This window comes from Rhizobium sp. 007, from assembly GCF_015353075.1.
Taxonomy (GTDB): domain Bacteria; phylum Pseudomonadota; class Alphaproteobacteria; order Rhizobiales; family Rhizobiaceae; genus Rhizobium.
The window spans coordinates 886642-912370 of sequence record NZ_CP064188.1 but is presented as its reverse complement, the minus strand read 5'-3'; the positions used below and the strand labels follow the sequence as shown (position 1 = coordinate 912370).

The 25729-nt window shown below is 59.8% G+C and carries 24 protein-coding genes; 8 read left to right on the top strand and 16 right to left on the bottom strand.

Annotated features, from left to right (window positions below; genetic code table 11):
- Positions 1-3 precede the first annotated feature (3 nt).
- From ISN39_RS25510 to ISN39_RS25485, 6 genes are all read right to left on the bottom strand, one after another.
- Complete coding sequence (locus ISN39_RS25510) at positions 4-1638, bottom strand: FGGY-family carbohydrate kinase (protein ID WP_194730956.1); 1635 nt, start codon at positions 1636-1638, stop codon at positions 4-6.
- A 2-nt stretch (positions 1639-1640) separates the two neighbouring features.
- A complete protein-coding gene (locus ISN39_RS25505; protein ID WP_194730955.1) occupies positions 1641-2369 on the bottom strand; it encodes an SDR family oxidoreductase in 729 nt (242 codons plus the stop codon).
- A 25-nt stretch (positions 2370-2394) separates the two neighbouring features.
- Positions 2395-3645 (bottom strand): sugar ABC transporter permease, encoded by a 1251-nt coding sequence (locus ISN39_RS25500; protein WP_194730954.1) that lies wholly within the window; start codon positions 3643-3645, stop codon positions 2395-2397.
- Complete coding sequence (locus tag ISN39_RS25495) at positions 3642-4463, bottom strand: ATP-binding cassette domain-containing protein (RefSeq protein ID WP_194730953.1); 822 nt, start codon at positions 4461-4463, stop codon at positions 3642-3644. The genes ISN39_RS25500 and ISN39_RS25495 overlap by 4 nt, the downstream gene beginning before the upstream one ends.
- A gap of 80 nt (positions 4464-4543) precedes the next feature.
- Entirely contained in the window at positions 4544-5629 is a 1086-nt protein-coding gene (locus ISN39_RS25490) for a sugar ABC transporter substrate-binding protein (RefSeq protein ID WP_194730952.1), read from the bottom strand.
- Between the two features lie 209 nt (positions 5630-5838).
- A complete protein-coding gene (locus tag ISN39_RS25485; protein WP_194730951.1) occupies positions 5839-6723 on the bottom strand; it encodes an AraC family transcriptional regulator in 885 nt (294 codons plus the stop codon).
- Positions 6724-7200: 477 nt separating this feature from the next.
- Here ISN39_RS25485 and ISN39_RS25480 point away from each other — a divergent pair, with 477 nt between their 5' ends.
- The 5 genes from ISN39_RS25480 to ISN39_RS25460 all read left to right on the top strand — a co-directional run bounded on the left by ISN39_RS25480 (position 7201) and on the right by ISN39_RS25460 (position 12740).
- Positions 7201-8280 (top strand): hypothetical protein, encoded by a 1080-nt coding sequence (locus ISN39_RS25480; protein WP_194730950.1) that lies wholly within the window; start codon positions 7201-7203, stop codon positions 8278-8280.
- A 268-nt stretch (positions 8281-8548) separates the two neighbouring features.
- The gene (locus ISN39_RS25475) at positions 8549-9136 is read left to right on the top strand and encodes a PE-PGRS family protein (protein ID WP_194730949.1); all 588 of its coding nucleotides are present in this window, start codon (positions 8549-8551) and stop codon (positions 9134-9136) included.
- A 98-nt stretch (positions 9137-9234) separates the two neighbouring features.
- Positions 9235-10950 (top strand): type I secretion system permease/ATPase, encoded by a 1716-nt coding sequence (locus ISN39_RS25470; protein ID WP_194730948.1) that lies wholly within the window; start codon positions 9235-9237, stop codon positions 10948-10950.
- Between the two features lie 16 nt (positions 10951-10966).
- Positions 10967-12403 (top strand): HlyD family type I secretion periplasmic adaptor subunit, encoded by a 1437-nt coding sequence (locus tag ISN39_RS25465; RefSeq protein WP_194730947.1) that lies wholly within the window; start codon positions 10967-10969, stop codon positions 12401-12403.
- A 67-nt stretch (positions 12404-12470) separates the two neighbouring features.
- Entirely contained in the window at positions 12471-12740 is a 270-nt protein-coding gene (locus ISN39_RS25460) for a transposase (RefSeq protein WP_074073102.1), read from the top strand.
- Here the strand turns inward: ISN39_RS25460 and ISN39_RS25455 are convergent.
- The 7 genes from ISN39_RS25455 to otnK form a co-directional block, all read right to left on the bottom strand.
- Positions 12709-13482 (bottom strand): response regulator transcription factor, encoded by a 774-nt coding sequence (locus ISN39_RS25455; protein ID WP_194730946.1) that lies wholly within the window; start codon positions 13480-13482, stop codon positions 12709-12711. The two genes, ISN39_RS25460 and ISN39_RS25455, sit on opposite strands and share 32 nt — an antisense overlap.
- 861 nt (positions 13483-14343) lie before the next feature.
- Positions 14344-15048 carry a DUF899 family protein gene (locus ISN39_RS25450; protein ID WP_194730945.1) on the bottom strand — a complete coding sequence of 235 codons (705 nt, stop codon included), beginning with the start codon at positions 15046-15048 and terminating at the stop codon, positions 14344-14346.
- 247 nt (positions 15049-15295) lie between these two features.
- Positions 15296-16126, bottom strand: coding sequence for a 3-methyl-2-oxobutanoate hydroxymethyltransferase (gene panB, locus ISN39_RS25445; RefSeq protein ID WP_194730944.1), 831 nt, complete (start codon positions 16124-16126; stop codon positions 15296-15298).
- Complete coding sequence (gene panC, locus ISN39_RS25440; RefSeq protein ID WP_194730943.1) at positions 16126-17001, bottom strand: pantoate--beta-alanine ligase; 876 nt, start codon at positions 16999-17001, stop codon at positions 16126-16128. Before panC ends, panB begins: the two co-directional genes overlap by 1 nt.
- 131 nt (positions 17002-17132) lie before the next feature.
- Positions 17133-18026, bottom strand: a complete 894-nt coding sequence (locus ISN39_RS25435) for an NAD(P)-dependent oxidoreductase (protein WP_194730942.1) — start codon at positions 18024-18026, stop codon at positions 17133-17135.
- A gap of 46 nt (positions 18027-18072) precedes the next feature.
- The gene (gene otnC / locus ISN39_RS25430; protein WP_194730941.1) at positions 18073-18714 is read right to left on the bottom strand and encodes a 3-oxo-tetronate 4-phosphate decarboxylase; all 642 of its coding nucleotides are present in this window, start codon (positions 18712-18714) and stop codon (positions 18073-18075) included.
- Positions 18701-19990 carry a 3-oxo-tetronate kinase gene (otnK, locus tag ISN39_RS25425; protein WP_246763429.1) on the bottom strand — a complete coding sequence of 430 codons (1290 nt, stop codon included), beginning with the start codon at positions 19988-19990 and terminating at the stop codon, positions 18701-18703. Before otnK ends, otnC begins: the two co-directional genes overlap by 14 nt.
- 189 nt (positions 19991-20179) lie before the next feature.
- Here otnK and ltnD point away from each other — a divergent pair, with 189 nt between their 5' ends.
- The 3 genes from ltnD to ISN39_RS25410 all read left to right on the top strand — a co-directional run bounded on the left by ltnD (position 20180) and on the right by ISN39_RS25410 (position 23014).
- A complete protein-coding gene (gene ltnD / locus ISN39_RS25420; protein WP_194730939.1) occupies positions 20180-21100 on the top strand; it encodes an L-threonate dehydrogenase in 921 nt (306 codons plus the stop codon).
- Positions 21100-21876 (top strand): 2-oxo-tetronate isomerase, encoded by a 777-nt coding sequence (otnI, locus tag ISN39_RS25415; protein WP_194730938.1) that lies wholly within the window; start codon positions 21100-21102, stop codon positions 21874-21876. The genes ltnD and otnI overlap by 1 nt, the downstream gene beginning before the upstream one ends.
- A gap of 112 nt (positions 21877-21988) precedes the next feature.
- The gene (locus tag ISN39_RS25410) at positions 21989-23014 is read left to right on the top strand and encodes a LacI family DNA-binding transcriptional regulator (protein ID WP_194730937.1); all 1026 of its coding nucleotides are present in this window, start codon (positions 21989-21991) and stop codon (positions 23012-23014) included.
- A gap of 23 nt (positions 23015-23037) precedes the next feature.
- Here the strand turns inward: ISN39_RS25410 and ISN39_RS25405 are convergent, their stop codons facing one another.
- Genes ISN39_RS25405 through ISN39_RS25395 form a run of 3 tightly spaced genes read right to left on the bottom strand, consistent with a single transcriptional unit; the run spans position 23038 to position 25669 of the window.
- Entirely contained in the window at positions 23038-23784 is a 747-nt protein-coding gene (locus ISN39_RS25405) for an SDR family NAD(P)-dependent oxidoreductase (protein WP_194730936.1), read from the bottom strand.
- Positions 23785-23823: 39 nt separating this feature from the next.
- On the bottom strand, positions 23824-24717 hold the full coding sequence (locus ISN39_RS25400; protein ID WP_027510397.1) for a carbohydrate ABC transporter permease: 894 nt from the start codon (positions 24715-24717) through the stop codon (positions 23824-23826).
- Between the two features lie 16 nt (positions 24718-24733).
- Positions 24734-25669: a sugar ABC transporter permease gene (locus tag ISN39_RS25395; protein WP_022716144.1), complete on the bottom strand. Its 936-nt coding sequence runs from the start codon at positions 25667-25669 to the stop codon at positions 24734-24736.
- Between the last annotated feature and the right edge of the window lie 60 nt (positions 25670-25729).

Sequence of the window (25729 nt, the reverse complement as noted above, 5' to 3'; positions counted from 1 at the left end):
CGATCAATCGCCGGTCAATGAGAGCGAACGGACATTCCGGTCTGCGGACTGCAGCAGTTCGAAAGCCCAGTACCTGTTTTTGTGCAGAGCCGCAATCGCGCCACCGGTCGGACGGAAAGTTTTGGAGAGACGCGACATCGCCTTCATCGCTTCCGGCAGGGAATGATGATGTCCGCCAGCGACGGCCCCGAGCATTGCCGCACCGAGCAGCACAGGCTCCTCGGTGTCGGCGATCGCCACGGGCAGATTCGTCGTATCGGCCAGAAGCTGCCGCACGAGATTGCTTTGCGCCGCGCCACCGCTGGCAACGATCAGGTCAAGCGTAATGCCGTCCTGCGCCAGTTTTTCCAAGAGCTGCTTGAGGCCGTAGCCGATGCCGCAGAGGCCGGCGATGTAGAGGGAAATCAGGTCGGAAATGTCTGTATCAAGTCCGATGCCGGCGACGACTGCCCGCGCGTCGGGGTCGGCATGCGGTGACCGGTTTCCGAGAAACTCCGGCACGACGTGAAGAGACTTGGCAAGCTCGACGGCGCGCCCAAGGTCCGGGCACATCTCGGTGGCTTGCCCGTCAAGCCATGTAACAAGAGACACGCCCGCGGCGGCAGCGTTCGCCTGTGCTTCACCGGACGCGGGATGCATCGTTACAAGATGGTCTATGGCAGCACCTGCCGCTGACTGCCCGCCTTCCGTCAGCCAGAGCCCTGGCACCATGGCCGAGAAGTACGGTCCCCAGACGCCATCGACGAATACCGGGTTGTCGCTTGAGGCCATCGAGCAGGCGGATGTACCGAAGATGTAGGCAAGCCTGTTTCTGACATCCGAATCGCCGCTTGCCTCGGCCCCGCCAAGCGTGCCGACACCGCCCGCATGCGCATCGATCAGCGCAGCTCCGACCGGCGTTGCGACCGTCAATCCGAGATCGGCGGCGGCTTGTTCGGTGAGCCCATTTGCCAGCGCCGTGCCGGGATCGACGATGTCCGTGCCTATCCTGGAAAAGCCTTCGGCTGCCAATTCTTCGAGCCCGATCGCCTCGAAGTACCGTGCATCCCAACGGTTCTCGTGGGCAAGAAAGGTCCATTTGCAGGTGACCGTGCAGACCGACCGGCTGAGCGAGCCTGTTGCGCGCCAGGTCAGATAGTCCGCAAGGTCGAAGAAGTGACCGGCAGCGGCAAAGGAGGCCGGCAGATTGCGCTTCAGCCAGAGAAGCTTCGGCGTTTCCATTTCCGGGGAGATCCGCCCGCCGACATAACGCAGGACCTTATGGTCTCCAAGATTGATTTCCGCAGCTTCACCGGCGGCACGGTGATCCATCCAGACGATGATATTGCGGTTGGGGTCGCCGGAGGGACCAACGGCGACCGGGGCGCCGTCGGCCGTCACTGAAACGAGAGAACAGGTGGCATCAAAACCCAGACCGGCAACAGCTGCAGGTGGAATTCCCGCCGCTGCGACAGCTTCCTTGACGCTGTCGCAGACCGCTTTCCATATCTGCTCGCTCGATTGCTCGACGATGCTGCCTGCCTCATACCAGATCGTGATGGGGCGTTTTGCAGCCGCCCGCAGAATGCCGTACTCGTCGAAGACCCCTGCGCGCGCGCTGCCTGTACCCACATCGACGCCGATAAAGAACTGCGCCATGGTCAAAGGTCCGTGCTGTGCGGCAAGATGACGAGGTCGCGGATCGTCACGTTGCGTGGTCGCGTCAGCATGAAGAGCACGGCGTCTGCGACCTCCCTGGCTTCCATCAATCCTCCTGCGGCAATCGTCTCATCGAGTTTTTCCTGCGGCCAGTCGCTGATCAGCGCCGTCACCACCGGGCCGGGTGCGACCGCGCCGACGCGAATGCCATGCTTTATGACCTGGCGCCTGACCGTATGGACGAAGGCCTGCACGGCATGTTTGGACGCAGTATAGATCGGCTCCCACACCACGGGAACCAGGCCGGCGATCGAACTGGTCATGATGATGTCGCCGGTCTTTCTCTCCACCATATGAGGCAAGACCGCCTGAACCGATCGGAAGGCTGCATTGATATTCAAGTTCAGCATTCGGTCCCAGGCATCCGGATCGCCGTCCACGACCTGCCCGCCGATGTAGGAGCCCGCATTGGCGTGAAAGATATCGAGCTTTCCGAACCGCTCCAAAATCTGCGGCATCATCATTGAGACGCTGGCAGGATTGGTCAGATCGGCGGCCAGCGGGAAAGCGTTCGCACCCAGCTCGGAGCATATGCTCCTCAGTGAATCTTCGGCCTTGTCGATGAGAGCGACGCTCGCACCCTCCCGCAATAAAGACTTGGCGCATTCAAGACCGATCCCCGAGGCAGCCCCGGTAATCGCTGCGACCTTTCCAGAAAGTTCCTGTCCCATATCAATCCTTGCTTTCGTAGTTGTATCAGGCGCGGCCGTGCGAGACTCTCGACCGGCGTGCCAGCGAGTCGACGATGACTGCGATGGCAAGAACTGCGCCGGTGATCATGTAGCGAAGGGCCGAAGACAGATCGAGCATCGTCAGACCGCTTGCGATCGACTGGATAACGATGATGCCGAGAAGTGCCGAGTAAGCGCTGCCGCGGCCACCGAAGAGGCTTGTTCCGCCGATGACGGCTGCTGCGATCGCATTCAGGTTGACGTCGCCCGTGCCGGCCTGCTGGCTTGCCGATGCCAGGCGCGCCGCCGCAAGCACGCCGCCGAGTGCGGCAAACATGGCGCAGAGAACGAAGGCGCTGGTGTAGATGAGCCGGACATTGATGCCTGCACGGCGTGCCGCCTCGCGATTGCCGCCGACGGCCGCCATCGAGCGGCCCCATTGAGTCCGCGTGAGCGCGTAGTTCATCACGATCGCAAGCGCGACGAAGAGCGCGAACATCCACGGGATGCCGCGATCCTGATTGAGATAAAAGACGACGAATTCGAGAAGGATCGTGATTGCAGCGACACGCACGACGAGAGCACCGATCGAGCGCGACGAGAGATTGGCTTGTCTGCGGCGTTGCGCAGCCCGATAGCCTGAAATCAGCATCACGACGCCCGGCAGCAGCGCAAACAAGTATGCGAGTGGACGCGGAATGACGAGCAGCTGGCCGAAATTCACCAAAGACGAGCCGTAAGGCAGGTTGATCGAGCCTGTTGCGCCAAGCAGATAGAGCTGCATTCCGAGCACCGCCAGCAGGCCGGCAAGCGTCGAAACGAAACTTGGCATTCCAAGGCGATTGAAAAGCAGAGCATAGAGCGAGCCGATCAATCCGCCGACAAGGATGGCGGCAATGATCGCAACCGCTACGGGCCAACCCTGATTGACCCACAGCATGCCGACCATGGCGGAAGCAAAGCCACTGATTGAACCAACGGATAGGTCGATCTCGCCGACCATCAGCACGCAAACGATTCCAAGCGAAATCACCCCGACCGTTGAGGCGTCGAAAAGCAAGTTTGCAAGGTTGTTGCTTGAAAGAAATGTCGGGTTGAGGGTGCCGAAGACTGTCCAGATGATCACCAGGCCGACGACCACGGGAAGCGAGCCGAGATCGCCCGAGCGCACCTTATCGATCGAAGAGCGGATCGTCGCGCCAATGCCCGCATCGTGGCTGACGCGAACATCGCCGCGATCCAGAAGCGTTGCCGTTTGTTTCACATCGCTGGTCATATCTGACCCTCCTGCATCATATCCTGCTGCGCCTGACGACGGCCGGCGCGGCGCGAGACTGCATTTTCGGTCGCCCCGGTAATGGCGGTGACGAGTTCCTGGTTGGACGCATCGGGATAGAAAACTCCGTTGTTCCGCCCGAGCCTCAAGACGACGATGCGATCGGCTACTGCACGCACGTCCTCCATATTATGGCTGATCATTACGACCCCGAGGCCGCGGTCGCGCACCCGCTCGATCAGGTTCAGCACCTCTGCCGTCTGGGCAACGCCAAGGGCGGCCGTCGGTTCGTCGAGCAGGATGAGCTTCGGCTCCAGAAGCAGGGACCGGGCAATCGCCACCGTCTGTCGCTGTCCACCCGACAGCGATGCGATCGGAATGCGGACACTTGGAATGCGGGCCGAAAGCTCGTTCAACAGCGTCCAGGCACGAACCTCCATCGCGGTCTCGTCAAGCTTTAGCGGACTGAGCTCCCGGCCGAGGAAGATGTTGGCAACGACATCAAGGTTCTCGCAAAGCGCAAGATCCTGAAACACGGTCGCAATCCCCAAGGAGAGCGCCGCACTCGGGTCGGCCAGCGTCACCTTGCTGCCGCGGAAAGTGATCTCGCCCGAACTCGGCTGGTGGACGCCGGCAAGGATCTTCACGAGCGTCGATTTGCCGGCGCCGTTGTCGCCGACGAGCGCCACGACTTCGCCTGCGTGAACGTCAAGATCGATATCGGTGAGCGCCGAGACGGCACCGAAATGTTTCGAGATACCTTTTAGGCTGAGCACCACTTCGCCGGCCGGGGCTGCTTGGTTGGAAGCGTCAGTCATCTGTCGCGAGCCTTTCATCATGAATTTCAGGCCCTTCGACCGCTCGCAAGAGCGGTCGAAGGGCCTTCTGGGAGGACAGGTCAGCTGCCGATGCCGAGCTTTTTGCAGCCTTCGGCGTAGCGATCCGTGCAGAGCTGCTCCGGGGTCTGGATCGGTTTGCCATTGACGGTTTTGTCGATGATCTCGGCCTTCAGATTTTCGGCGGTAACGAGCGCCGGCGTGAAGAGTTGCGTCGGCGTGTCGAAGAGCGTGGTATCGGCCTTCGGCGTTTCGCCCGACAGCAGCTGGATGGCGACATTCGCCGCAGCCGCGGCCACGATCTCGCTTGGCTTGGAGATGGTGTTGTACTGATCGCCTGCGATGATGAGCTGCAGGCCAGCGATCGTCGCATCGTTGCCGGTGACCGGCGGCACAGGATCGATGCCGGCAGCCTTGAAGGCTGCAACGGCAGCACCTCCCGTGCCGTCATTGGCGGCCACAACACCGATGATCTTCTTGCCGAAACGGGTGATCTGTCCGCTCGCCCACTGCTGCGCCTTCGGCGGAGCCCATTCCGGCGTATCGAATTCGGCAAGGATGGGATAGCCGCCTTCGGCGAGACCGGCATGGATACCCTTCTTGATGAGGCCCGCGGCAGCATCCGTCGGCGAGCCGTTGATCTCAAGAAGACCGCCGTCGCCAGCTTGGACGTTCTTTTCCTTCAGATGATCGACAAGCGATTTGGCGATCATCTTGCCGATTTCCTCATTGTTGAAGGAGACGTAATAGTCTGCAGCGGCAGAGGGAATCGGCCGGTCATAGGCGATCACCTTGACGCCCTGGCTCTGCGCCATTTTGACCAGCGATGCGGCAGCCGTGGAATCGACCGGGTCGAGCACGATCGCCTTGGCGCCTTGCGAGATCGCCGAGTTGAACTGCTGCTGCTGGCGCGAAGCGTCGCCGTTTGCGTTCTGGTAAATCACCTTGCAACCGGCGCAGAGCTTTTTCATTTCCGCTTCAAAGCCCGGATAGTCGTGCTCCTCATAGCGTGTGGAGCTCTGGTCGGGCATCAGAAAGGCGACCGTTGCATCGGTTACCTTTGCAGACTGCGCAAAGGCGGACGTGCCGCTGAGAAGACCGAGGGCGAGCGCTGCTGCGCCTGCCAATTTCCATGCGAAGTGGGTCATTGGAATTTCTCCGTACCAAATGGTAACTGTTTCAACGAAGTCTCAAGCTCGCGCGAACTCGACACTCTTTGTGCGATCCGGCCGTCCAAGGCGCCTTCTTGACCGGCGCTTCTCAGGCTGGTTTGCGGACAAGCAATCCCGTTCGGGCCACTTGTGTGCCCGTTCGCCTTGCCCTGGTTGTTCGTTTTCTCCTCCCCGATCCTCCCTTTTTAGGCGGCCTCCACCGCTCTTGCATTTTGTGCCAGCAATGTTCTGAAACGCGAGGGCGCCATGCCCTTCTGATCCAGAAAACGGCGATTGAAATTCGAGATATTATTGAAGCCGGCCGCAAAGCAGATGTCGGTTATCGACATGGCGGTTTCGCTCATCAGCAGATGGCAGGCGAAGTTGATCCGCAGCCGGTTCACATATTGAACGAGCGCCATGCCGGTATGCCGACGGAAGCTGCGGGAGAACGCACTTGGGCTTTGTCCGGTCAACTCGGCAAGGTCACCTTCGCTGAAAGGTTCGGTCAGATGCGTGTTGATAAAGGCCAGCGCCTGGTTCACCCCGGCTGACATGAAGCCCGAGGGATCCGGATGATAAAGCGCGCTTGCGAGGGTGCGCGTGCCCTGCGCAGAACTCAGCGCGTCGAGCACGTTCATGAAAAGCTCGATGCGGCGAATTCCCTTGGCTTCGACCAGCTCCCCAAGCAGCGGGCCGACGAGCGACGCCGTTTCCGGTGTGAACAGCGCACCCCGACGGCTCATTTCCAAAATGCCGGCACAAGCCGAGAGTTCGGGAAAAATCCGACTGGCATCTGCAAGGAAGGACTCGCTGAATTGAAGCACCCGGCAGCGCAGCGGCAGGCATGTGCCCGGCGGCACGTCGCTCACCCAATTGTGCGGCAGGTTCGGTCCGGTGAGCACAAGGTTGTCGGGCTCGAATTCGCCGATGAAATCGCCGACGAAATACTGTCCCGTCGTCGCGACGACATGGTGGATTTCATATTCGGGATGGAAGTGCCAGCGGACCGTACGGTAGGGATAACCATGCTCCCAGGCCTTGAAGGACTCGCCGCTGCCGATCGCGACCACTTCCAAATCTGGATTCATGGAACCTTCCTCCCTGCGCTTCAGCCGGAATTTCTCCGGCAATGGCGCCTCCTCCCAGAGGTCATCATCTGAAGGGACTTTACGCGCAGGCATCAGCGATCGCTACTACGCCATCGACCTCTCGCTGATACTTTTTTGACAATTCTGTCGGGATTTGTAGGCCGATCGCGCAAGTTCCTGTCTGTCATGTCTCTGATTTAGCGCAGATTGCGTGTCCGATCCTCGAATGAATCCCAAACACCAGCCTTATCTAAGCCTACGGGCCTGAAGTCGCGCAATCTCCGCACACGAGGACATCCGGGACGCGCGGTTTGCGTTCAAATTGCGAACTACACCCGATTGGCTATCGGCCTCCCCAAACGGACGTAGACGAATTGCCGGCTCACCTTTTTGCGCGACAGGCTTCAAAATAAGCATCCGATACGCGCCCGTGCGCGCTGCAAATGACTGCGGCCCAGGTCGCTGGGAGATACGACGATGGCGGAATCACGACTTTTGTCGGAAGACGCACAGGACACGAACACCAATCAGGGTGCAATTGCCACCGGACATCTCGCACTGGTCCCGACGTGGCTGCCGCTCGATATTGCGGCCAATGCCGGCTACAACGCTGCAGGAAACGGCGGCGACGGCACAAGTGTCGGGACGATCAGCAGCAATACACTCGCTGTCTTCATGCCCTCAAATTCGGCCATCGCCGGTCCACAGACCGACTCAGACGCCCAACAAGGCAACAACGCCCTGATCAATCAGGACTCCACCGAAATGGCTGGTCTTGGCGGGCACGGTGGGAGCGGCAACCTGGCGATCGGCAGCGCTGACAACGCCAATCTTGCCGGCAACGGCGGCAACGGAACCTTTCTCGGCGCCCTCGTCAGCACCGACACCGCAGTGTTCGCCCCAGTAAATACGGCGGTCGCAGCAGGGCCGGGCGCGACGGCCTCCGCCGAGCAAACCAACAACGCCGCCATTTTCCAAGGCGGGACCCAGATCGGCGGCGTGGGCGGCTCGGGCGGGGGTCATAACGTTGCAGGCGGCGCGGCATCGGGCTCCCATGGCGCGACGTTCATCTACAACGGCGACAGCTACGCGGGCCATGGCGGCGACGGCACGTTCATCGGCAGCATGATCGACGTGAACGTAGCCGTTTTTTCGCCAATCAACATTGCCGTCGGTGCTGCGGGCGGCGATGCCGCCGCCGCTCAGACGAACAATGCGATCTTCGATCAGGGCGGCGTGCAGGTTGCGGGGATCGGCGGCAGTGGCGGCGGTTTCAACCTGTCCTCCGACACGATCTTCACCGGCAACGCGGTCGGCGGTGACGGCGGGACCGGCTATTCGAACGGCAGCCTGGTCGATGTCAGTATAGGTTATTTCCACCCCGTCAACATCGCGGTGCCCGCCGGCGGCACGGCCGAGGCCGACCAGCTCAATCACGTGCTCTACGACCAACATACGCTGCAGATAGGCGGCATCGGCGGCGCCGGTGGCGAGGGCAATATCGCGAATGCCCATTCTGCGCTCGTCGACGATATCCTCAACGTCCTCGACGGCTGATCTCATAAGTTGAGACAGAAGATGCCGGCGGAAAACCGCATACACTTTTCCTCATCCCACGCTGATCCACCCTCCCCCGCATGAGGGGCCGCGCCGGGCGCAGGACCTGATGTCGCCAGGAGAATCCCTTAAATCTGGACCCTACCCAAAAGGACGTCCCCGAATGTCCAGCTGGCCCCCATTGGAGATCGCGCGCACCATGCTTTGACGTGTCCTGTGGCATCGAACCGTTCAAGTCTACGGGGCAAACAAGTAGAGGAGAGACGCAATGCCTATTACCCAAGTGACATCAGACACGATCAACCTCACCAATCCCAACGGGGGCGATGCGAACGCTGGCAATGGGGGCGATGGCACCAACTATGCTGATATCTACTACACCCCGGTCGCCTATGTCGCCAACACGCAATTCGTCGATGGGGCCGACCCCAATGTCTATAATGGCGACATCGTTGGGCAGACCGCTGGCTGGGGAACTGGCAATGCTGACGGTGGCGGCCTACTACAGATACCAATCGCTGTCTTTGCAGCCCAAACCAATAGCGGTACCGCCGGCGCCGGCGGGAACCCCACCTCAAGTGGCTCCCAGAGCAACGCGAGTGGCGGCAATGTCGTAGGCCTTTCGGCAGACACCACCGCCACGCAGAACACGACGCTCGTCGCCGATCAAAGTGCGACGATCCTTGCTGGCGTGGGCGGTGCCGGCGGCAGCGGTAATGCGGCCTTAGGTGGTGATGTTTCGGCCGCTCTGGTTCACTCGAACCCGATCTCGGAAACCACGACCACGACGACGACCAACACGCTCTCGAGTATTCTCGACAACTTCAACAACCTCGGCATCATCGATGTCGCCTGAACCCCTTGATGAGGATCGCCGGCCGTGGCCGGCGATCCTCCCATTCGCCTGTCCTGACCGAGCCGACGTGTCAGTATCGATTGTGCCGAGATCTGATAATGACAACGAATATTACAGCGTCGCAGCCTTCTCCGACGCATCTGATCATAGCCCTCAAAGCCTGTGCGGGAGCCTTCTGCCTGGTTTTCCTGTATAGCTGCGGCTATAACCTGTTTCTACTCGCCCCTTCCATATACCTCCTGCAGATCTACGATCGCGTACTGTCGAGCCGCAGTACCGATACGCTCGTCATGCTGACGCTGATCATCGCAGTGGCCGTCGTGGTCGGTTCGATCCTTGACATCATAAGGCGTGCCGCCCTTTCGCGCATTGGCAGCTGGCTGGATCACAGGTTGCGCCCGGTCGTGCTCACCGCGTGCTTCGAATACGGAGCCCGTAGCGACGCGAACCTTGCCAATGACTGCTACAAGGACCTGTCGACCTTGCGCCAGTTCCTCGATTCGCCGGCCAGCTCATTGCTCTTTGATATCCCTTGGGCGCCTGTGTTCCTGGTTCTTCTGTTTCTGGTTCATCCGGTGCTTGGAACCATTGGCCTGATGAGCGCGGGAGCCCTGCTCGTGCTCGCGATCCTGACCGAGTTGGCAACACGGGAGCCACTGACGCAAGCGAATTTGGCGCTGGCGCGCAGCCATATGCGTTTCGCTACCGCCTTGCGCTATATCCAGGTGATCCGCGCGATGAACATGCAAAGCGGCGCCGCTCAGCTCGTTTACCGTGACGCGGAGACGGCGAGGCGTGCGCAGGACGACGCCATGCAACGGACCGAGATCATTCTTGGGCTATCCAAGTCCGCTCGCATGCTCTCGCAAATCCTGATCATGGGAGTGGCGACCTGGTTGGTCCTCGATGAGAGCGGAAACCCGGGGATCATCTTCGTTTCCAGCCTGCTTCTCGGCCGCGGGCTCGCGCCGATCGAAGGCGCCATCGGCGCGTGGCGCGCCGTCGCCTTTGCCCACGCTGCCTTCAATCGCATCAACCGTATGCTGATCGCGATCGCATCGCAGAACGACACACGAACCATGTTGATACCCGAGCGAGGCGGACTCGTTCTCGACGGTGTTGGCTATGTGCTTCCCTCGGCCAATCGCCAAATACTAAGCGATGTCACCTTGCGCCTGGCACCTGGAGACTGTGTTGCGCTGATCGGGCCTTCAGGATCCGGCAAGTCGACGCTTGGCCGGATCATCGCGGGGGTCCAGCCGGCGACCTGGGGCTGCGCGCTGCTCGGCGGCGTCGATATCTCGGCCTTACGGCTCTACGGCGGTATGCGCCATATCGGCTACCTGCCGCAGGAAATCGAGCTGTTCGGCGGCGCGGTCAAGGATGTCATCGGCCGACTTGACGGCACTGACGTCGGCAAGGTCATCGAAGCGGCCAAGCTCGTTGGACTGCATGAGACCATCACGCGACTGCCGCAAGGCTACGACACCGATATCGGCGACGGTGGCGCATTACTGCTGCGCGCTCAACGCCAGCAACTGGGACTGGCACGAGCAGTCTATGGCAACCCCGCGCTCGTGGTCCTCGACGACCCGAACTCGAGCCTCGACTATGACGGCGAGCGCAAGTTGTTTACGGCGATCGCCCGTATGCGCGCCACGCAAATGATGGTCGTCATCATCACCCACCGCATGGGCATCCTCCCCGTCACCAACAAGATCGCGATCATGCGCAATGGCACGATCGACGCGTTCGGAGATAGCGACCACATCTTCGACAGCTACCTTCAACCGCCCGCACGGACGTCCACCTAGGAGGAGGTGACAGACCATGCAACTCGTCAAGATCGACCCTCCTTTCGACCGGGTCCCGCGACGACCGGACGTCGACTACAGTCGCGATACCGGGCGGACGGCCGATCCGGCAATTCCGTCCTCCCTCTTTGCCAATCCTCCATTGACGCTTGCCGATGCCTCCCCGATATCGAGACTGCGCCGGATCGTCTGGACGGGAAACCTGCTGATCGGCGTTTTCATCATCGGCTTGGGCACCTGGTCGGCACTTGCGCCGCTCAGCAGCGCGGCGATTGCGTCAGGTGTCGTCGAGACAGAATCCAACCGCAAGACCATCCAGCACCTCGAGGGCGGGATCGTTAGGCAGATTTTCGTCAGGAACGGCAATGCCGTGGCCGCAGGCCAAGTGCTGATCGAACTCGACGACACAAAATCGCGTTCGGAACGCGACAGCCTGCGAGGACAGCTATGGGATGCGGAGGCACGACGCGCACGGCTGATCGCCGAAGAGAGCGGCACGGATCGCATCGGCTTTCCGCCCGAACTCACCGAACACATGGCGAGGAACCATTCGATCAGGGACATCGTTACGGGACAGCAGCGGATATTTGATGCGCGGCGGCAGGTCATGCAATCGGAGATTGCTATCACGCAGCAGAGGATAAAGCAGGTGCTGGAGGAAGTGGCGGGCTTGAGCGCCCAGAAAGCCGCCTTGATCCAGAGGCGTAATATTTCCCATGGGGAGCTTGAAACCGTCTCGATGCTTACCGCCAAGGGCTTGGAAAGGAAGAGCCGGGTTCTTATCCTGGAGCGGGAAAAGGCAGATATCGGCGGCCAAATCGGTGATGTCACTGCGCGCATTTCGCGCGCGCACCAGGTCATAAGCGAGGCTCATTCCTACCTTGTGAAACTGCGCAGCGACCGGTTGAACGAAGTCGCGCTCAACCTTCGCGACACGGAGAACCAGCTTCTGCAGCTGCGCGAGCGATTGCGCGCGATCGATGACCAATTGGCGAGAACCGAGATCCGGGCGCCCGAGGACGGGGTGATCATGGATCTGCGCATCCATACGACAGGCGGTGTGATCGGTGCCGGCGAACCGTTGGCTGAGCTTGTCCCGCGCACGAGCAATCTTGTGATCGCAGCGCGCGTGAAGCCGGAAGACATCAATGAGGTGCATCCGGGGCTCGAGGCACATGTGCATCTTATCCCGTACAATCAGAGGCGGGTCCCTCTTCTCAGGGGCAAGGTCGAGTATGTGTCCGCGGATCATTTGGTCGATCAGAAGGCTGGCCATTCCTATTATGCAGTGACGATTCGTGTGACGGACGAACGTCTTGCGAGGATGACCGATGTGGAGATGGTTCCCGGAATGCCGGCGCAGATAATGATAAGGACAGGCACGAGCAGCGTGGCGCTCTATGCATTGCGACCGCTCCTAGACAGCTTCAACAGGGCGTTTCGTGAGAACTGAGGCATCCCGTCACTGGAAAAACCTGTGGACTTGCATGCCTCATTCGGTTCCTCCAAGGACGGCCGCGATGGGCAAGCGAAAATTCAACGATGAAGAAGTCACGGATATCCTCAAGGAACATCAGGCCGGCGCGACCGTCTCTGATGTCTGCCAGCGATATGGCATCAGCCAACCGACTTTCTACCGCTGGCAATCATTGCAGCTCAAGGATGCTAGCCTCGACGCCAAGCGAATGCGGGCGCTCGAGCAGGAAAATCAGAAGCTCAAGAAACTGCTTGCGAAAGCCATGCTGACGGCAGTCACTCTCAGTGAAATGCTCGAAAAGATGTCGCGCTGACGACTGCGCCGTCGGTCGCGGCCGCATCCCTGCCGCCATTTGCTCGACCCCCAAGCATCGCGACCACCTCTGTTCGATTCTGCACCTGCAGCTTGCGCATGATGTGCTGCAGATGCATCTTCACCGTATGATCCGATAGGTTGAGCTTGCCCGCAATCACCTTGTTCGACGAACCGCATCGCAGCTCGGCAAGAACGTCCGCCTCACGCGGCGTAAAGCTGGCCAATGCATACTCGCTTTGGTAGGCGCCCATTGACACTCTTTCCCCGCCCTCTTGATCACTGGCGGCCGCGCCTTCCTTAAGCGTAGCAAGCGGATCGGGACAAAACACACCACCAGCAAGAACCAGGCGCAAACCAGCAAGCGCAAGTTCGATCCGAAGAGAAGTGGTGAAGAAGCCGCGAACTCCCAGCTTCAGCACCTCGGCGGCGCTCATCATATCGTCTGAGTCCGACAGCACCGCGACTGGTGCTTCGGAAAAGTACCTTCGGATTTCCGCGAGTTCGGTCAGCAGACTGCGGCTTCCGATTCTTCGGCCCGCCAGGTCCAGCGTGATTAGACGCACATCACAGCCGAGTGCCGTGTCGAGACTCTCGGTTGAGACCATGTCGATAAAATTCCAGCCGGTGAGTTCACGCTGGAGAAGTGTCACGATGGCGGTACGCGCCAGTGTGTGATGCTCGATCACGATCCCGGTCGGCGTATGGCTCTTGCGGCTTAGCGTTCCTGAACTGATGGACACGAGTCAACCCCAGGATTATTTGCAACCAGCTAGCGGCGAATAAAGTATGTTCTTTATTGCATCATGTCATGAGAAATTCGGGATTAACCCGATTGGGATTACACCTATAAGTGTTTGAAAATCCTGTGCCTTGCACCAAATAAGTTACGGCCCTGTAACATATTTTGAGCAGGAGCTGCGAGAGGGTCTTAGCATAGGGCCAAGCGCAACCTAAAGCGGATGCTCCGATCATTGTCCAACGGCAAGCTTCGCGTGTCTCCGTCTGCCACCATCTTCCCGAGATTCGCATGGTCCGCAATTGCGATTTGCGGGGTACAGGTCCGCGCCGGCGCTGACGTGTGTCCGGGCCTCCGTGGCGACTTCAACACGTCGCGGCCTCTTAATTGAATAAGTGGATCGGATTCGACGAGGCGTGCGCAAGGCGCTCATCGACTAAATCATTCTTCCGATCCCGTTTCTGACCGAATGCCCATAATCCTCGGTTCGACCTCACGACATTCCCGTCGTCTCGCGATCCCCGGTCTTCGTTACGCAGCGTAAGGGATCGGAGCTTCATGGACGCCACTGCGACCCATCAAGGCCCAGGGGAGGCGTGACAATTTGCTTGCCAAGCCACTGATATTAACTTCGGCGGTTTCTTCAAAAGCAATCTCGCCAGCCGCGGCCCGCCGGGGTGCTCCATACCCGTCTGGCCCGGCGGCCAAAGGCGGTAGCAGCCAAGGACAAGGACCCGTGGTCGTGCCAATGCGTCGATAGACTTGGCGCAAATCGCACAGACCCCTGGAATGGTCATTATTCGCGAGGCGGCATCGTCCTGGCGGGCGCGGGGGCGTATCTGCGCTTCAGATCTCCGAACCTAAATTAGTAGGAGAGCTTGGGATACCAGTCCGGCGCACGTCCTTCCGGCGTGGAATCCAGCACCGTCCAGATGGGCATAGGGTCGGGCGCACCGCGCGGATCCTGTCCCGGGTCGGCTGTCGCCGGTCCCATTTCCTCGCTCCAGAAATGCCGGATCGTACCGTCGCGTCGCGTGAAGACGTTAAACGCCGCATCATCGCTGCCGCCCTTACCGAGCGCGCGATAGTCCCGGCTATAGTCGCCATCAATGTCCGAATAAAGCGGCAGATAGCGCCAACCGCGCTCCTTCTTGAACGACAGCAGCCTTTCGAGGGGCGAACGGGCAACGACTGCGAGCGCTACGCGCTGCTGCATGTCGGGCACCTCCCCGTCCCAGGCGGACAATAAGGATGTGCACATAGGACAAGGACGTTCACGTTCGGGACCGAACATGTAGCTGTAGACAACCAGCGTGTCCTTGTCGGCGAACAGGTCTTTCAATGACACGAAACCGGTACTTCCCTCAAACCTGTATTCCTTCGTCACTTCGCCCCCAGGCGGAAGAGCGCGCCTTTGCTCGGCGACGCGTTCTATGTGGCGGCGTAGCTCGATCTCTTCGGCAAGCAGCGCATCGCGCGCACGCCGATAGTCTTCACTCTCATTCGGAAATCGGGCACCGTTTCTGCGGGCGAGTTCGATTGCGGGTGTCAGGTGCTGATGATCAGCCATAATATCCTCCATCGATCTGATCGTGAGAGAGGAGCCGTGTGCCGTCTCTCCCAGGCTTTTGAACGCGAGGCGCCGGCCGTCATTCCGGAACTGAAGCGCTCGCCTGTTCAAGGACGATTGACGGCCGCCGAAATCGACAGCGCTGCTGATAAATGTCTTTTGGTGCATGCCAAGAAAGATCGGCCGACCCGCGTCGACGACTTGGCCGAGGCGAGCTTATTGGAACATGGCTTGCAGAACCTGCGGATCAAGGCGGTGGAGGTCGAACGTCGAAGGTGTGTTCTTTGGCCGGGAACCGTCGATTCCGGACATCGTCAGCATAGGCGCTTGCCGCCTCCTCGATTGTCTGTGCAAGACCGGCATAGCGTTTGACAAATTTGGGCTTGAAATCGGTGAAGACGCCCAGCATGTCCTCGGCAACCAGGATCTGGCCGTCGCAGGCCGGCGAAGCGCCGATGCCGATCGTCGCGGCGTGGATCGAGGCGGTCACCTCGCGCGCCAGGGGCTCCACCATTCCCTCGATCACGACTGCAAAAGCGCCGGATCCGCCGACTGCTCGGGCATCGCGCCTGATCCTGGCGATCTCGCTTTCGTTGTGGCCGAGCGAGCGATAACCGCCGGCGGTGTGCACCTGTTGCGGCATCAGTCCGATATGTCCGCATACCGGCACGCCGCGCGCGGTCAAAAAGGCGATGGTCTCGACCATCTCCTCGCCCCCCTCCAGCTTGACGCCGTCGCAGCCGGTTTCCTGCATGATCCGCACGGCACTGCGAAAAGCCTGTTCCTTCGATTCCTGGTAGCTGCCGAAGGGCAGATCGACGATGACGCAGGCCCGCAAGACCCCCCGCATGACCGCCTGACCGTGGGCGATCATCATGTCGAGCGTAACCGAAGTCGTGCTCGGCAGGCCGTAGAGCACCATGCCGACGGAATCGCCGACCAAAAGCAGATCGCAATGGGCATCAAGGGCGCGCGCCATCGGTGTCGTATAAGCGGTCAGGCAAACGATCGGCGCTGAGCCCTTCATGGACTGGATGCGAAATGGTGTCAGCCGCTTTTGACTGGAAGGCTTGCTCATCACGCAGCCCTCGACTGGGTTTGGCGCCGGTGGCCGATGATCCTGTTGTCAAGAAGCCTGGTCGAACCGATCCGTACGAAGAGGGCGACAAGGGCTTGCCGATCGCGCAAGGTTTCAAGCCGTGTCAGGGTCTGCGGATCGCGAACGGCGACGACTTCAGCCACGGCGAGCGGCTCGCGTGCAATGAACGCGGCCAATGCCGCCTCCAGAGCCTGCGGCTCGTCGATTCCGTCGCGGTAAAGTCGTTCGGCTTCGTCAAGTGCCTTTGGAACGATCACCGCAGCGGCACGTTCGTCCGCCGTCAGGTAACTGTTTCGCGATGAAAACGCCAGCCCGTCGGCCTCCCGGACAGTCTCGACGGCGACAATGCGGACCGGCAGGGCAAGATCCTCGACCATCCGTTTGATGATTACGACCTGCTGGTAGTCCTTTTTGCCAAAATAGGCCGCATGCGGCTGAACGATATTGAAAAGCTTGGTCACGACGGTCGCAACGCCGGCAAAATGTCCGGGCCGCACGGCACCCTCCAACTCGCTGCCAAGCGCCGGCACGTCCACGATCGTCTGCATCGGCTGCGGATACATCTCCTGAACGCTTGGGGAAAAAAGGATATCGACGCCGGCGGCAGAGAGCATGGCGCTGTCCCTTTCGAAGTCTCTCGGATAGCGCGTAAGGTCTTCGTTCTTTCCGAACTGCAGCGGATTGACGAAAATAGAGACGACGACGGCATCGTTGTCACTGCGTGCACGCGCGACCAGTTCCATATGCCCGGCGTGAAGGTACCCCATCGTCGGGACGAACCCAAGGGTCCGGCCTTCATTCTTGATCGCCGCGATGTGCTCCCGCAGTTCGGCAATCCTTGTTACGACACGCATCCTTCAACCTCCCCAAAAAGCGGTGGCGGATAGAAGTTGATTTCGCGCGAAGCGTCAACTTACCTGCTAAGATAATATCGATTAGAAGCTGCTGAAACTGCTTTCACACCGCCGCTTGCTTTGATCTTCGGTCAACCGACATTGTTTTTCCGGGCAACGAAGTCTGCAAGATGCGGCACGTAATCCTCAGGACCGTTGCCGCCGCCTGCCACTGCCGCGGCATAGGAATTCTTCACCGCACTTGCAAGCGGCGTAGCAACCGTCGCGTCATTTGCCATGGATTCCAGATATTTCAGATCCTTATACGCGTTCGAAAGCGTGAAGCGATGCGCATTTCGGTTACCTTCCAGAGCATAACCCATGAAGGTCTGGTAAAATCCGCTGTCCATGCGCCCGCCCCGGATGACGCTGTCGAAGCGTTCCACGGAGATTCCGACCTTCCGGGAGAGTGCCAGAGCCTCGGCAAAGAGAGCTCCCATGCCCAACGAAATGAAATTGTTGAGCAGCTTCATGCGATGACCGTCGCCGACCCCGCCGATATGGACGATCTTCGCCGCCCAGGTCGATATCACCGGCTGGATCCGCTGGAATGTCGCATCATCGGCACCGACCATGCAGTCCAAGGTCCCCTCCCACGCTTCCTTCGGCGTCCGGCTAAGCGGTGCGTCGGCAAAATAGACTTTCTGCGCCGCAAGCGTTTCGGCAAGATGCATTGTCACCGTTGGATCCCCGGTCGAGCAGTCGACAATCACCGTTTCCGGGGCAAGGGACGGCCGCATTTCCTCGATAACGCAGGACACTTCCTTCGAGCTTGTGAGGCACAGAAAGATCATGGTCGAATTTTTCGCAAGCTCCGTAAGCGAATGGGCCTCGCGGGCGCCGCGGCCGAGCAGGTCTTCGACGGGTTTGCGATTGCGGTGCGCGATCACCGTCAGCGGGAAGCCTTTTTCGACGATGTTCTTCGCAATACCGTGTCCCATCAGTCCAACACCGACAAATCCGACTCTTTCCTCGATTTCAGCCATTTTTCTCTCCCGTCCAATCGTTTTGAAGTTGCGCCGCCGACGCGGCCTAAGGAAGGTTGAAGCGTTTGCGCAAGTCATCGACCTGTTCTGCGGTCAGCATCCTTTTGGCGTGATGCTGCAGCATGAGAAAAAGCTTTGCAGTTTCTTCAAGCTCTTCGGTGGCGAACTGGGCGTTTGCAAGCGTCGTGCCGGCGACGACCGGCCCATGATTGGCAAGCAGCATCGCGTGATGACGCCCGGCGAGCGACCGGACCGCGTCTGCAAGCGCCATGTCCCCGGGCGCGAAATAGGGGACAAGCGGCAAGCGTCCGACACGCATGACGTAATAGGCGGTCAAGGGCGGCAGGACATCCTCAGGATCGATATCGCGCAGAATGCTGACTGCTGTTGCATGGCTCGAATGGAGATGGACGACGGCGCCGGCATCACCGCGCTCGCCATACATCGAAAAATGCAGAAATGCTTCCTTGGTCGGCGCGTCGCCGGACAGGAGTTTGCCCGAGGCGTCGAAGAGGGAAAGCCGGGCCGGGTCAAGAGAGCCCATCGATGCATTGGTCGGCGTCATCAGCCAACCTCCATCGGAAAGGCGAACCGAAATATTGCCGGTCGAGCCGGAGGTCAGCCCGCGCTCGAACAGCGACTGCCCCCTACGGCATATCTCTTCACGCAGGCGGTTAATCTCGTGCATCCGACCCCTCCGTTTCAAGCTGCGCCCATGCTTTCAGGAAGAAATCCGGAGCGCCGAAATTGCCGGATTTCAAAGCCAGCACAATGTCCGGACCGCTTAGGCTGCGGGTCCATGGGACGCCTGGATCGATTTCAGGGCCGATGGAAAGCGTCTTGACGCCGAGCGCATTGATCACCGCGCCTGAAGTTTCTCCGCCGGCAATGAGAAAGCGGGTAAAGCCCTTCTGCTTCAGTCGCTCGGCAACCTCGGCCAGCGTCTGTTCGACAAGCGCTCCGGACTCGTGCCGTCCCATGGCCGCCTGGATGCTCTGAAGCTCCTCCGGACTGGCGCTGGAATAAACGAGGGGCAGACGGTCCTTGTCTTGCGAAATCACCCAGTCGGCGATGTCTGCAGCGCTCTGGCTTCCATCGGCAACCGCCGAAATATCAAGCCTCAGAAGCGCGGCAGCGTCATTGCGGGCAACCTCGATCTGGACACGGGTTGCAAGCGAGCAGGATCCGGCAAGGACGACCCGGCGCCCTGCCGGCGCCATCATGCGGGTCATGGCCTTGCGGACTGGCAATTTTTTGCGTTTTCTGAAATTTTCGGGCAACCCCATGGCAATGCCGGAGCCGCCCGTGACAAGCTTCATGCCGTCGCAGGCCGCCCCGATGGTGCGCAGATCGGCATCCGACAATGTATCGACAACGAGGATGCGCTTTCCTGCCGCCTTCTGCTGCGCAAAAGCCGCCCGGATGGCGTCTTCGCCCCTGGCGATCACCGGCCAATCGATAAGACCGACCGGACGTCTTGTCTGCCGTTGCAGGACGCGGACGAGATCGGAATCGTGCATCGGCGTTAAGGGATGGTCCTTCAGAGAGCTTTCCGACAGGAGCCGGTCGCCGACAAAAAGATGCCCCTTATAGACGGTGCGGCCGGTTGCAGGAAAGGATGGACAGGCAATCGTCAGCTCGCCTCCGGTCAGATCCTGAAGCGCGTCGGCGACCGGCCCGATATTGCCGTCATCGGTGGAATCGAACGTCGAGCAATATTTGAACAGCAGCTGCTCTGCGCCGGCGGCAATGAGCTTGCCGGCCGCCGCCGTCGATGCCCTGACGGCTTCTTCTGCAGGGATCGTTCTCGATTTGAGCGCAACGACCACCGCATCCGCATCGCCAAAATCAGCCCCCTCCTCGGGCACGCCGATCACTTGCAGGGTCTTCATGCCTTCACGCGACAGCATGAGGCAAAGATCGGTGGCTCCGGTGATGTCGTCGGCTACTGCACCGATTAGCACATCGTTTCTCCTGCCTGTTTGCGTTGAATGCCCGGGCTGACGAAGGGTCCAATTCCCCGATGAGAAATAGAACTTGCAATCCATTCCGCCGATAAGCTAACCATAGAGTGGCAGCGCTGTCATTAGTTTTTCGCGGATCACAATTCAAGCCAATTCCGCACCGGATGAAAGCAACAATGGATTTCGAACATGAGCGAAGCGGTTGACCTGAAGGTCTGTGTCATCGGTCTCGGATCGATGGGTTTTGGCGTCGCGACATCACTGCTGAAAAAAGGATTTAAGACCGGCGGCTACGACATCAGCCCCGAGACGACAGCACGCTTCGTCGCGGCAGGCGGCAAAGGGGCTGCAAGTCCAGCCGAAGCAGCTGCCGGCGCCGATGTTGTCGTGACCGTGGTCGTCAATGGCGCCCAGACAGAACAGGTTCTATTTGGTAAGGGCGGTGCGGCGCAGAGCATGTCGAAGGGCGGCACGATCCTTTCCTTTGCAACGATGCCGCCGCAGACGGCCGAAGATCTGGCACAGCGCGCTGGCGCGCTTGGTCTGAACTATATTGACGGGCCCATCAGCGGCGGCGCAAAGCGCGCCGCTGCCGGGGAACTCACGATCATGGCATCGGGACGACCCGAAGCTTTCAACCATGTGCGCCCCGTGCTCGATGCGATCGCCATGACGGTCTACGAACTCGGAGACCAGGCCGGCATCGGATCATCCTTCAAGATCGTCAACCAGCTCCTTGCCGGCGTTCATATCGCGGCCGCCTGTGAAGCGATAACCTTTGCCAAGGCGATCGGCCTTGATATCGACAAGGTCTATGAGGTCATCACAGCGTCGGCGGGCAATTCCTGGATGTTCGAAAACCGCGTTCCACACATCCTTCAAGGCGATTACTCCCCAAAGAGCGCCGTCGATATTTTCACGAAGGACCTTGGCATCGTATCGGACCTTGGGCGCGGGATGAAGTTTCCGCTGCCGATCACGTCCACGGCACTTCAGATGTTCATCATGACGGCTGCAGCCGGCATGGGCCGGGACGATGATGCCTCCGTCGCAAGGCTGATCGCAAAGGTGACGGGCATTGAGCTTCCCGGCGGGCCGGAGGCTGCGTGATGCCGCAATTTGCCGCAAATCTTACGATGATGTTCAACGAGGTGGCGTTTTTGGAACGGTTTGCGGCAGCCGCAATGGTCGGCTTTTCCGCCGTCGAGTTCCTGTTTCCCTATGACCACCCGCCGGAGGTCATCAGCGAGCGCCTGCGCGAAAACGGACTGACAGTTGCACTCTTCAATTTGCCGCCAGGAAACTGGCAGGCCGGCGAACGCGGCCTTGCTGCGCTCGACGGTCGGCAGAGCGAATTTCGTACCTCGGTGGATACCGCCTTGCGATACGCCCGAAGCGCAGGCGCCCGCACGCTGCATGTCATGAGCGGTCTGGCCTCGCGCAGGGATCCAGCCGCGATTGCGATCTACCGCGACTCTCTGGCATTCGCCTGCGATCGGGCAGGCGAACGCGGCATCAACATCGTCATCGAGCCGATCAACCCACGGGACATGCCGGGATATTTTCTCAACAACTTCGACTTTGCTGCCGACATTATCAGTGCATTGAAGAGGCCAAACCTGAAGCTGCAATTCGACATCTATCATCGTCAGATCATTCACGGCGACGTGCTCACGGGGCTCCGGCGGCTGATGCCGCTCATCGGCCACGTACAGATTGCTTCGGTGCCGCTGCGCAACGAGCCCGCAACCGGCGAACTTGACGATTTTCGTCTGCTCACAGAGCTGGATGTTCTCGGCTACAAAGGCTTCGTGGGCTGCGAGTATCGTCCTGCAGGCAAGACGGTGGCAGGTCTTAGCTGGCTTGATGCGTTTGCAAGCCGCTGAGAACAAGCGCTGCGGCAATCGATCGTGTGGGTCTCGTTGAGCTGGCCCTTGATGTATGGGCCAGTGAACGTCTGGAGATGATGCCGCCTGCGGGCTGAAGCAGGAGGACTTAATGCAGCAAAAACAGCGTCTGCCGGCAAGGAAAAGCAAGGTGACCGTCAGGGATATCGCCCTTCGAGCCGGCGTGGGCGAATCGACGGTCTCGCGGATCATGCGCAACAAGGGGCCAGTCGCAGAGGAAACGCGCCGGCGGGTGATGGAGGCCGTTCGGGCGACGGGTTATGTCCCCAACCGGATTGCCGGTTCGCTTGCCTCGCTCGATTCCCATCTGGTTGGCGTCGTCGTTCCCTCACTGTCCAACATCGTCTTTCCCGAAGTTCTGCAAGGCGTCCATGCCGCTTTGCGCGGCAGCGACTACCAGCCCGTCATCAGCATTACAGGCTACGACATTGCTCTGGAGGAAACGATCGTTCGCGGACTGCTGTCATGGAAGCCCGCAGCCATCCTGATTGCCGGCTTCGATCATACCCCGGCAACCCACCGCATGCTTTCTGAAAGCGGCATCCGCATTGTCGAGATGATGGACATCGATTCGACGCCGATCGACATCGCCGTCGGCATGTCGCATCGGCGTGCTGGCTACGCTACCGGCCAATACCTCATCGAGCGCGGATACCGCCAGTTCGGATATGTCGGTCATGACTGGAACGCCGACAGGCGGGCGCGGCTGCGCTACGACGGGATTTGTGACGCCTTGGGCGACGCGGGATTGCGAATTGCCGCCCACGCGATCGCCGATGCGCCGAGTTCCGTCGGTGTCGGACGGGAGATGACCGCACGTCTTTTCGCCGAGCCGGTGAAGGTCGATGTGATCATCTATTCCAACGACGACATGGCGGTCGGGGGAGTCTTCCAGTGCCTTGGTGCCGGCGTGCGCATGCCCGACGATCTCGCCATTTTTGGCTTCAATGGCCTGGATATTGGCCGCGAACTGCCCCAGCCCCTTGCAACGGTGCGCTCCAACCGCTTCTTAATTGGACGCACATCAGTGGAAAAGGCCTTCGAAACGCCGGAGCGGCCGCAAACGAAATCAATCGTCGATACAGGCTTCGAGATTTTTCCAGGCGCCACGGCTTAAGGCGCTGAAGCGCGCCATGTTCTTCAATAGGTGGCACGCCCGCCCGACAGGTCGAATGTCGAGGCTGTGGTAAAGCTGTTTTCCTTAGACACCAGCCAGGCGACCATGGACGCGGCCTCCTCCACCTTCAAAAAGCGGCCGCGCGGGATGCGCGAGCGCATGTATTCGATGAACTCCGGCGTCAGCTGTTCCAGAATCCGCGTCTGAGCGGTTGCCGGCGTAATGCAATTGACGGCGATGTCGTAGCCAGCAAGCTCCTTGCCCAGCGATTTGGTAAGCCCGATGACGCCGGCCTTCGAGGCGGAATAAGCTGCAGCGTTCGGATTGCCCTCCTTGCCTGCGATCGAGGCGATATTGACGATGCGGCCATAGTTGCGCGCCTTCATATCCGGGACCACTGCGCGGTTGACATAGAAGGTGCCGGTGAGATTGATATCGATGATCTTCTTCCACATGGCGATGTCATAGGTATCAACCGGCGCTGCATCTCCGGCGATGCCGGCGGAATTGACGACGATCGATACCGGTGGGCCGTCGGCGGTGGTGGCGGCATAGGCAGCCTCGACCTGGTCCCAGCGTGAGATATCGGCGACGGCGCTGCGAGTTCCTGCGCCAAGCGCAGCCTCCGCCTTTTTGAGCAACGGCCCATCCATGTCCCAAAGTGTGACCGCCGCACCGGAGGCAATGAGACGGCTGGCGATTGCAAAACCAATGCCCTGTGCACCTCCTGTGACGATCGCATGCTGGCCTTCCAGATCAATCCTGTTCATCCGCCCCTCTCCCTCACGAACGCTGGCAGTCAAATTTCGTCATTCCTTCACCGCGCCGGTCATCGACGAAACATAGTAGTCGACGAAGAACGAATAGAGGATCACGACGGGCAGCGAGCCGAACAAAGCCCCGGCCATCAGCGATCCCCATTCGAACACGTCGCCGCGCACCAGCTCGGTCAAAACACCGACGGGAATGGTCTTGTTTTCCGACGACTGAATGAATGTGAGCGCATAGATGAACTCGTTCCACGAGAGCGTGAAGGCGAAAATGCCGGCCGATATCAACCCGGGCACGGCAAGCGGCAGGATGATCTTCACCAGGATCTGCCAGCGGTTGGCGCCGTCGACCAAGGCACTTTCCTCGAGCTCAAAAGGGATCGACCGGAAATAGCCCATCAGCAACCAGGTGCAGAACGGGATCAGGAAGGTCGGATAGGTAAAGATCAGCGCCAGCCTGGAATCATAGATGCCGAGCTTGAAGACGATGAAGGCCAGCGGGATGAAGAGGATCGATGGCGGCACGAGATAGGCGAGAAAAATAAGGAGCCCGACCGGGCGCGATCCGGTAAAGCGCACGCGCTCGATTGCGTAAGCGCCGAAAACGGATGCTGCAAGCGACAGCACCGTCGATCCGACCGCAACCAGCATCGTGTTCCAGAGCCAGCCCGGATAGGAGGTTTCAAGGAACAGATATTTAATGTGGTCTAGCGTCGGCTCGACCACCCAGAAGGGGCTGTAGTTGTTGTAATCGGTCAGCTGCGAGTTCGGTTTGACGGCGGTGATCGCCATCCAATAGAACGGAAAGAGCAGCACGAAGACGAAGACCGCCATCGGCAGATAGAGCATGACGATGCGCCGTGGCAGGCGATTGAGATAACTCATCCCCTGGACGTTGTCGGTCAGAACCTGATCGGTAGTGTTGGCGTTCATGATTGTCTCCCGACCGTTAATCCTGGCCGCCCTGCTGCCATTTGCGGCGCTGTAGACCGAAGAAGCTGAACATGATGGCGGCAAGCAGGAAGGGGATCATCGCGACCGCAATGGCAGCTCCCTCGCCCAACTGGCCGCCCGGAATGCCGCGCTGGAAGGACAGCGTCGCCATCAGGTGCGTGGCATTGACCGGCCCGCCTTTGGTCAGGACGTAGATCAGTTGGAAATCGGTGAAGGTAAAAAGCACCGAAAACGTCATCACGACGGCGATGATCGGCGTCAGCATCGGCAGCGTCACATAGCGGAACCGCTGCCAGCTGGTTGCACCGTCGAGCGAGGCGGCTTCCTGGAGCGAGGCGGGAATGGTCTGCAGGCCGGCGAGCAGCGAGATGGCAACGAACGGTATGCCGCGCCAGACATTGGCGATAATCACCGAGATCCGCGCATTGGTGGGATCGCCGAGAAAATTGATCGGTCCATCAATCAGCCCCATCTGCATCAGCGACCAGGAAAGGATCGAGAATTGGGAATCGTAGATCCACCAGAAAGCCAGCCCCGATAGCACCGTCGGAACGACCCATGGAAGCAGGACGATAGCGCGGAAGAAAGACTTGAACGGCAGGTGCTGATTGAGAAGCAGCGCCAGCCAGAGGCCAAGCACGAATTTTAAGACGGAGGCAACGAACGTATAAAGCAGGGTGTTGAAGACCGAGAGCCAGAAAACGGAATCGCTGGCAAGGAACTGATAGTTCTCAAGCCCGATGAAGATACCGTCGCGACCGATCCGGGTGTCGGTGAAGCCGAGCCAGACACCCAGTCCGAGCGGGTAGGTGAGGAAACATACGAGAAAGATTGCCGCCGGCAGCATGAACAAGAAGCCGAGCATGTTGTTGTTCTGCATGAGCGATGCGACCCGGCCGCGCGTCGTATCCCCGGATGTCACGGTCGACATGGTTCTATCTCCTGATGGACAATCGCAGCATGCCGTCGCCGGCATGCTGCAGACCTTTAA

Coding starts and splice junctions, on each gene's coding strand:
- ISN39_RS25485 (WP_194730951.1), bottom strand. CDS start 6,723: ATGAATCCAGATTTGGAAGTGGTCGCGATCGGCAGCGGCGAGTCCTTC.
- ISN39_RS25500 (WP_194730954.1), bottom strand. CDS start 3,645: ATGACCAGCGATGTGAAACAAACGGCAACGCTTCTGGATCGCGGCGAT.
- ISN39_RS25495 (WP_194730953.1), bottom strand. CDS start 4,463: ATGACTGACGCTTCCAACCAAGCAGCCCCGGCCGGCGAAGTGGTGCTC.
- ISN39_RS25405 (WP_194730936.1), bottom strand. CDS start 23,784: ATGAACAGGATTGATCTGGAAGGCCAGCATGCGATCGTCACAGGAGGT.
- ISN39_RS25470 (WP_194730948.1), top strand. CDS start 9,235: ATGACAACGAATATTACAGCGTCGCAGCCTTCTCCGACGCATCTGATC.
- panC (WP_194730943.1), bottom strand. CDS start 17,001: ATGCGTGTCGTAACAAGGATTGCCGAACTGCGGGAGCACATCGCGGCG.
- ISN39_RS25465 (WP_194730947.1), top strand. CDS start 10,967: ATGCAACTCGTCAAGATCGACCCTCCTTTCGACCGGGTCCCGCGACGA.
- ISN39_RS25505 (WP_194730955.1), bottom strand. CDS start 2,369: ATGGGACAGGAACTTTCTGGAAAGGTCGCAGCGATTACCGGGGCTGCC.
- ltnD (WP_194730939.1), top strand. CDS start 20,180: ATGAGCGAAGCGGTTGACCTGAAGGTCTGTGTCATCGGTCTCGGATCG.
- ISN39_RS25490 (WP_194730952.1), bottom strand. CDS start 5,629: ATGACCCACTTCGCATGGAAATTGGCAGGCGCAGCAGCGCTCGCCCTC.
- ISN39_RS25460 (WP_074073102.1), top strand. CDS start 12,471: ATGGGCAAGCGAAAATTCAACGATGAAGAAGTCACGGATATCCTCAAG.
- ISN39_RS25410 (WP_194730937.1), top strand. CDS start 21,989: ATGCAGCAAAAACAGCGTCTGCCGGCAAGGAAAAGCAAGGTGACCGTC.
- ISN39_RS25480 (WP_194730950.1), top strand. CDS start 7,201: ATGGCGGAATCACGACTTTTGTCGGAAGACGCACAGGACACGAACACC.
- otnC (WP_194730941.1), bottom strand. CDS start 18,714: ATGCACGAGATTAACCGCCTGCGTGAAGAGATATGCCGTAGGGGGCAG.
- ISN39_RS25510 (WP_194730956.1), bottom strand. CDS start 1,638: ATGGCGCAGTTCTTTATCGGCGTCGATGTGGGTACAGGCAGCGCGCGC.
- panB (WP_194730944.1), bottom strand. CDS start 16,126: ATGAGCAAGCCTTCCAGTCAAAAGCGGCTGACACCATTTCGCATCCAG.
- ISN39_RS25435 (WP_194730942.1), bottom strand. CDS start 18,026: ATGGCTGAAATCGAGGAAAGAGTCGGATTTGTCGGTGTTGGACTGATG.
- otnI (WP_194730938.1), top strand. CDS start 21,100: ATGCCGCAATTTGCCGCAAATCTTACGATGATGTTCAACGAGGTGGCG.
- ISN39_RS25400 (WP_027510397.1), bottom strand. CDS start 24,717: ATGAACGCCAACACTACCGATCAGGTTCTGACCGACAACGTCCAGGGG.
- ISN39_RS25395 (WP_022716144.1), bottom strand. CDS start 25,669: ATGTCGACCGTGACATCCGGGGATACGACGCGCGGCCGGGTCGCATCG.
- ISN39_RS25450 (WP_194730945.1), bottom strand. CDS start 15,048: ATGGCTGATCATCAGCACCTGACACCCGCAATCGAACTCGCCCGCAGA.
- ISN39_RS25475 (WP_194730949.1), top strand. CDS start 8,549: ATGCCTATTACCCAAGTGACATCAGACACGATCAACCTCACCAATCCC.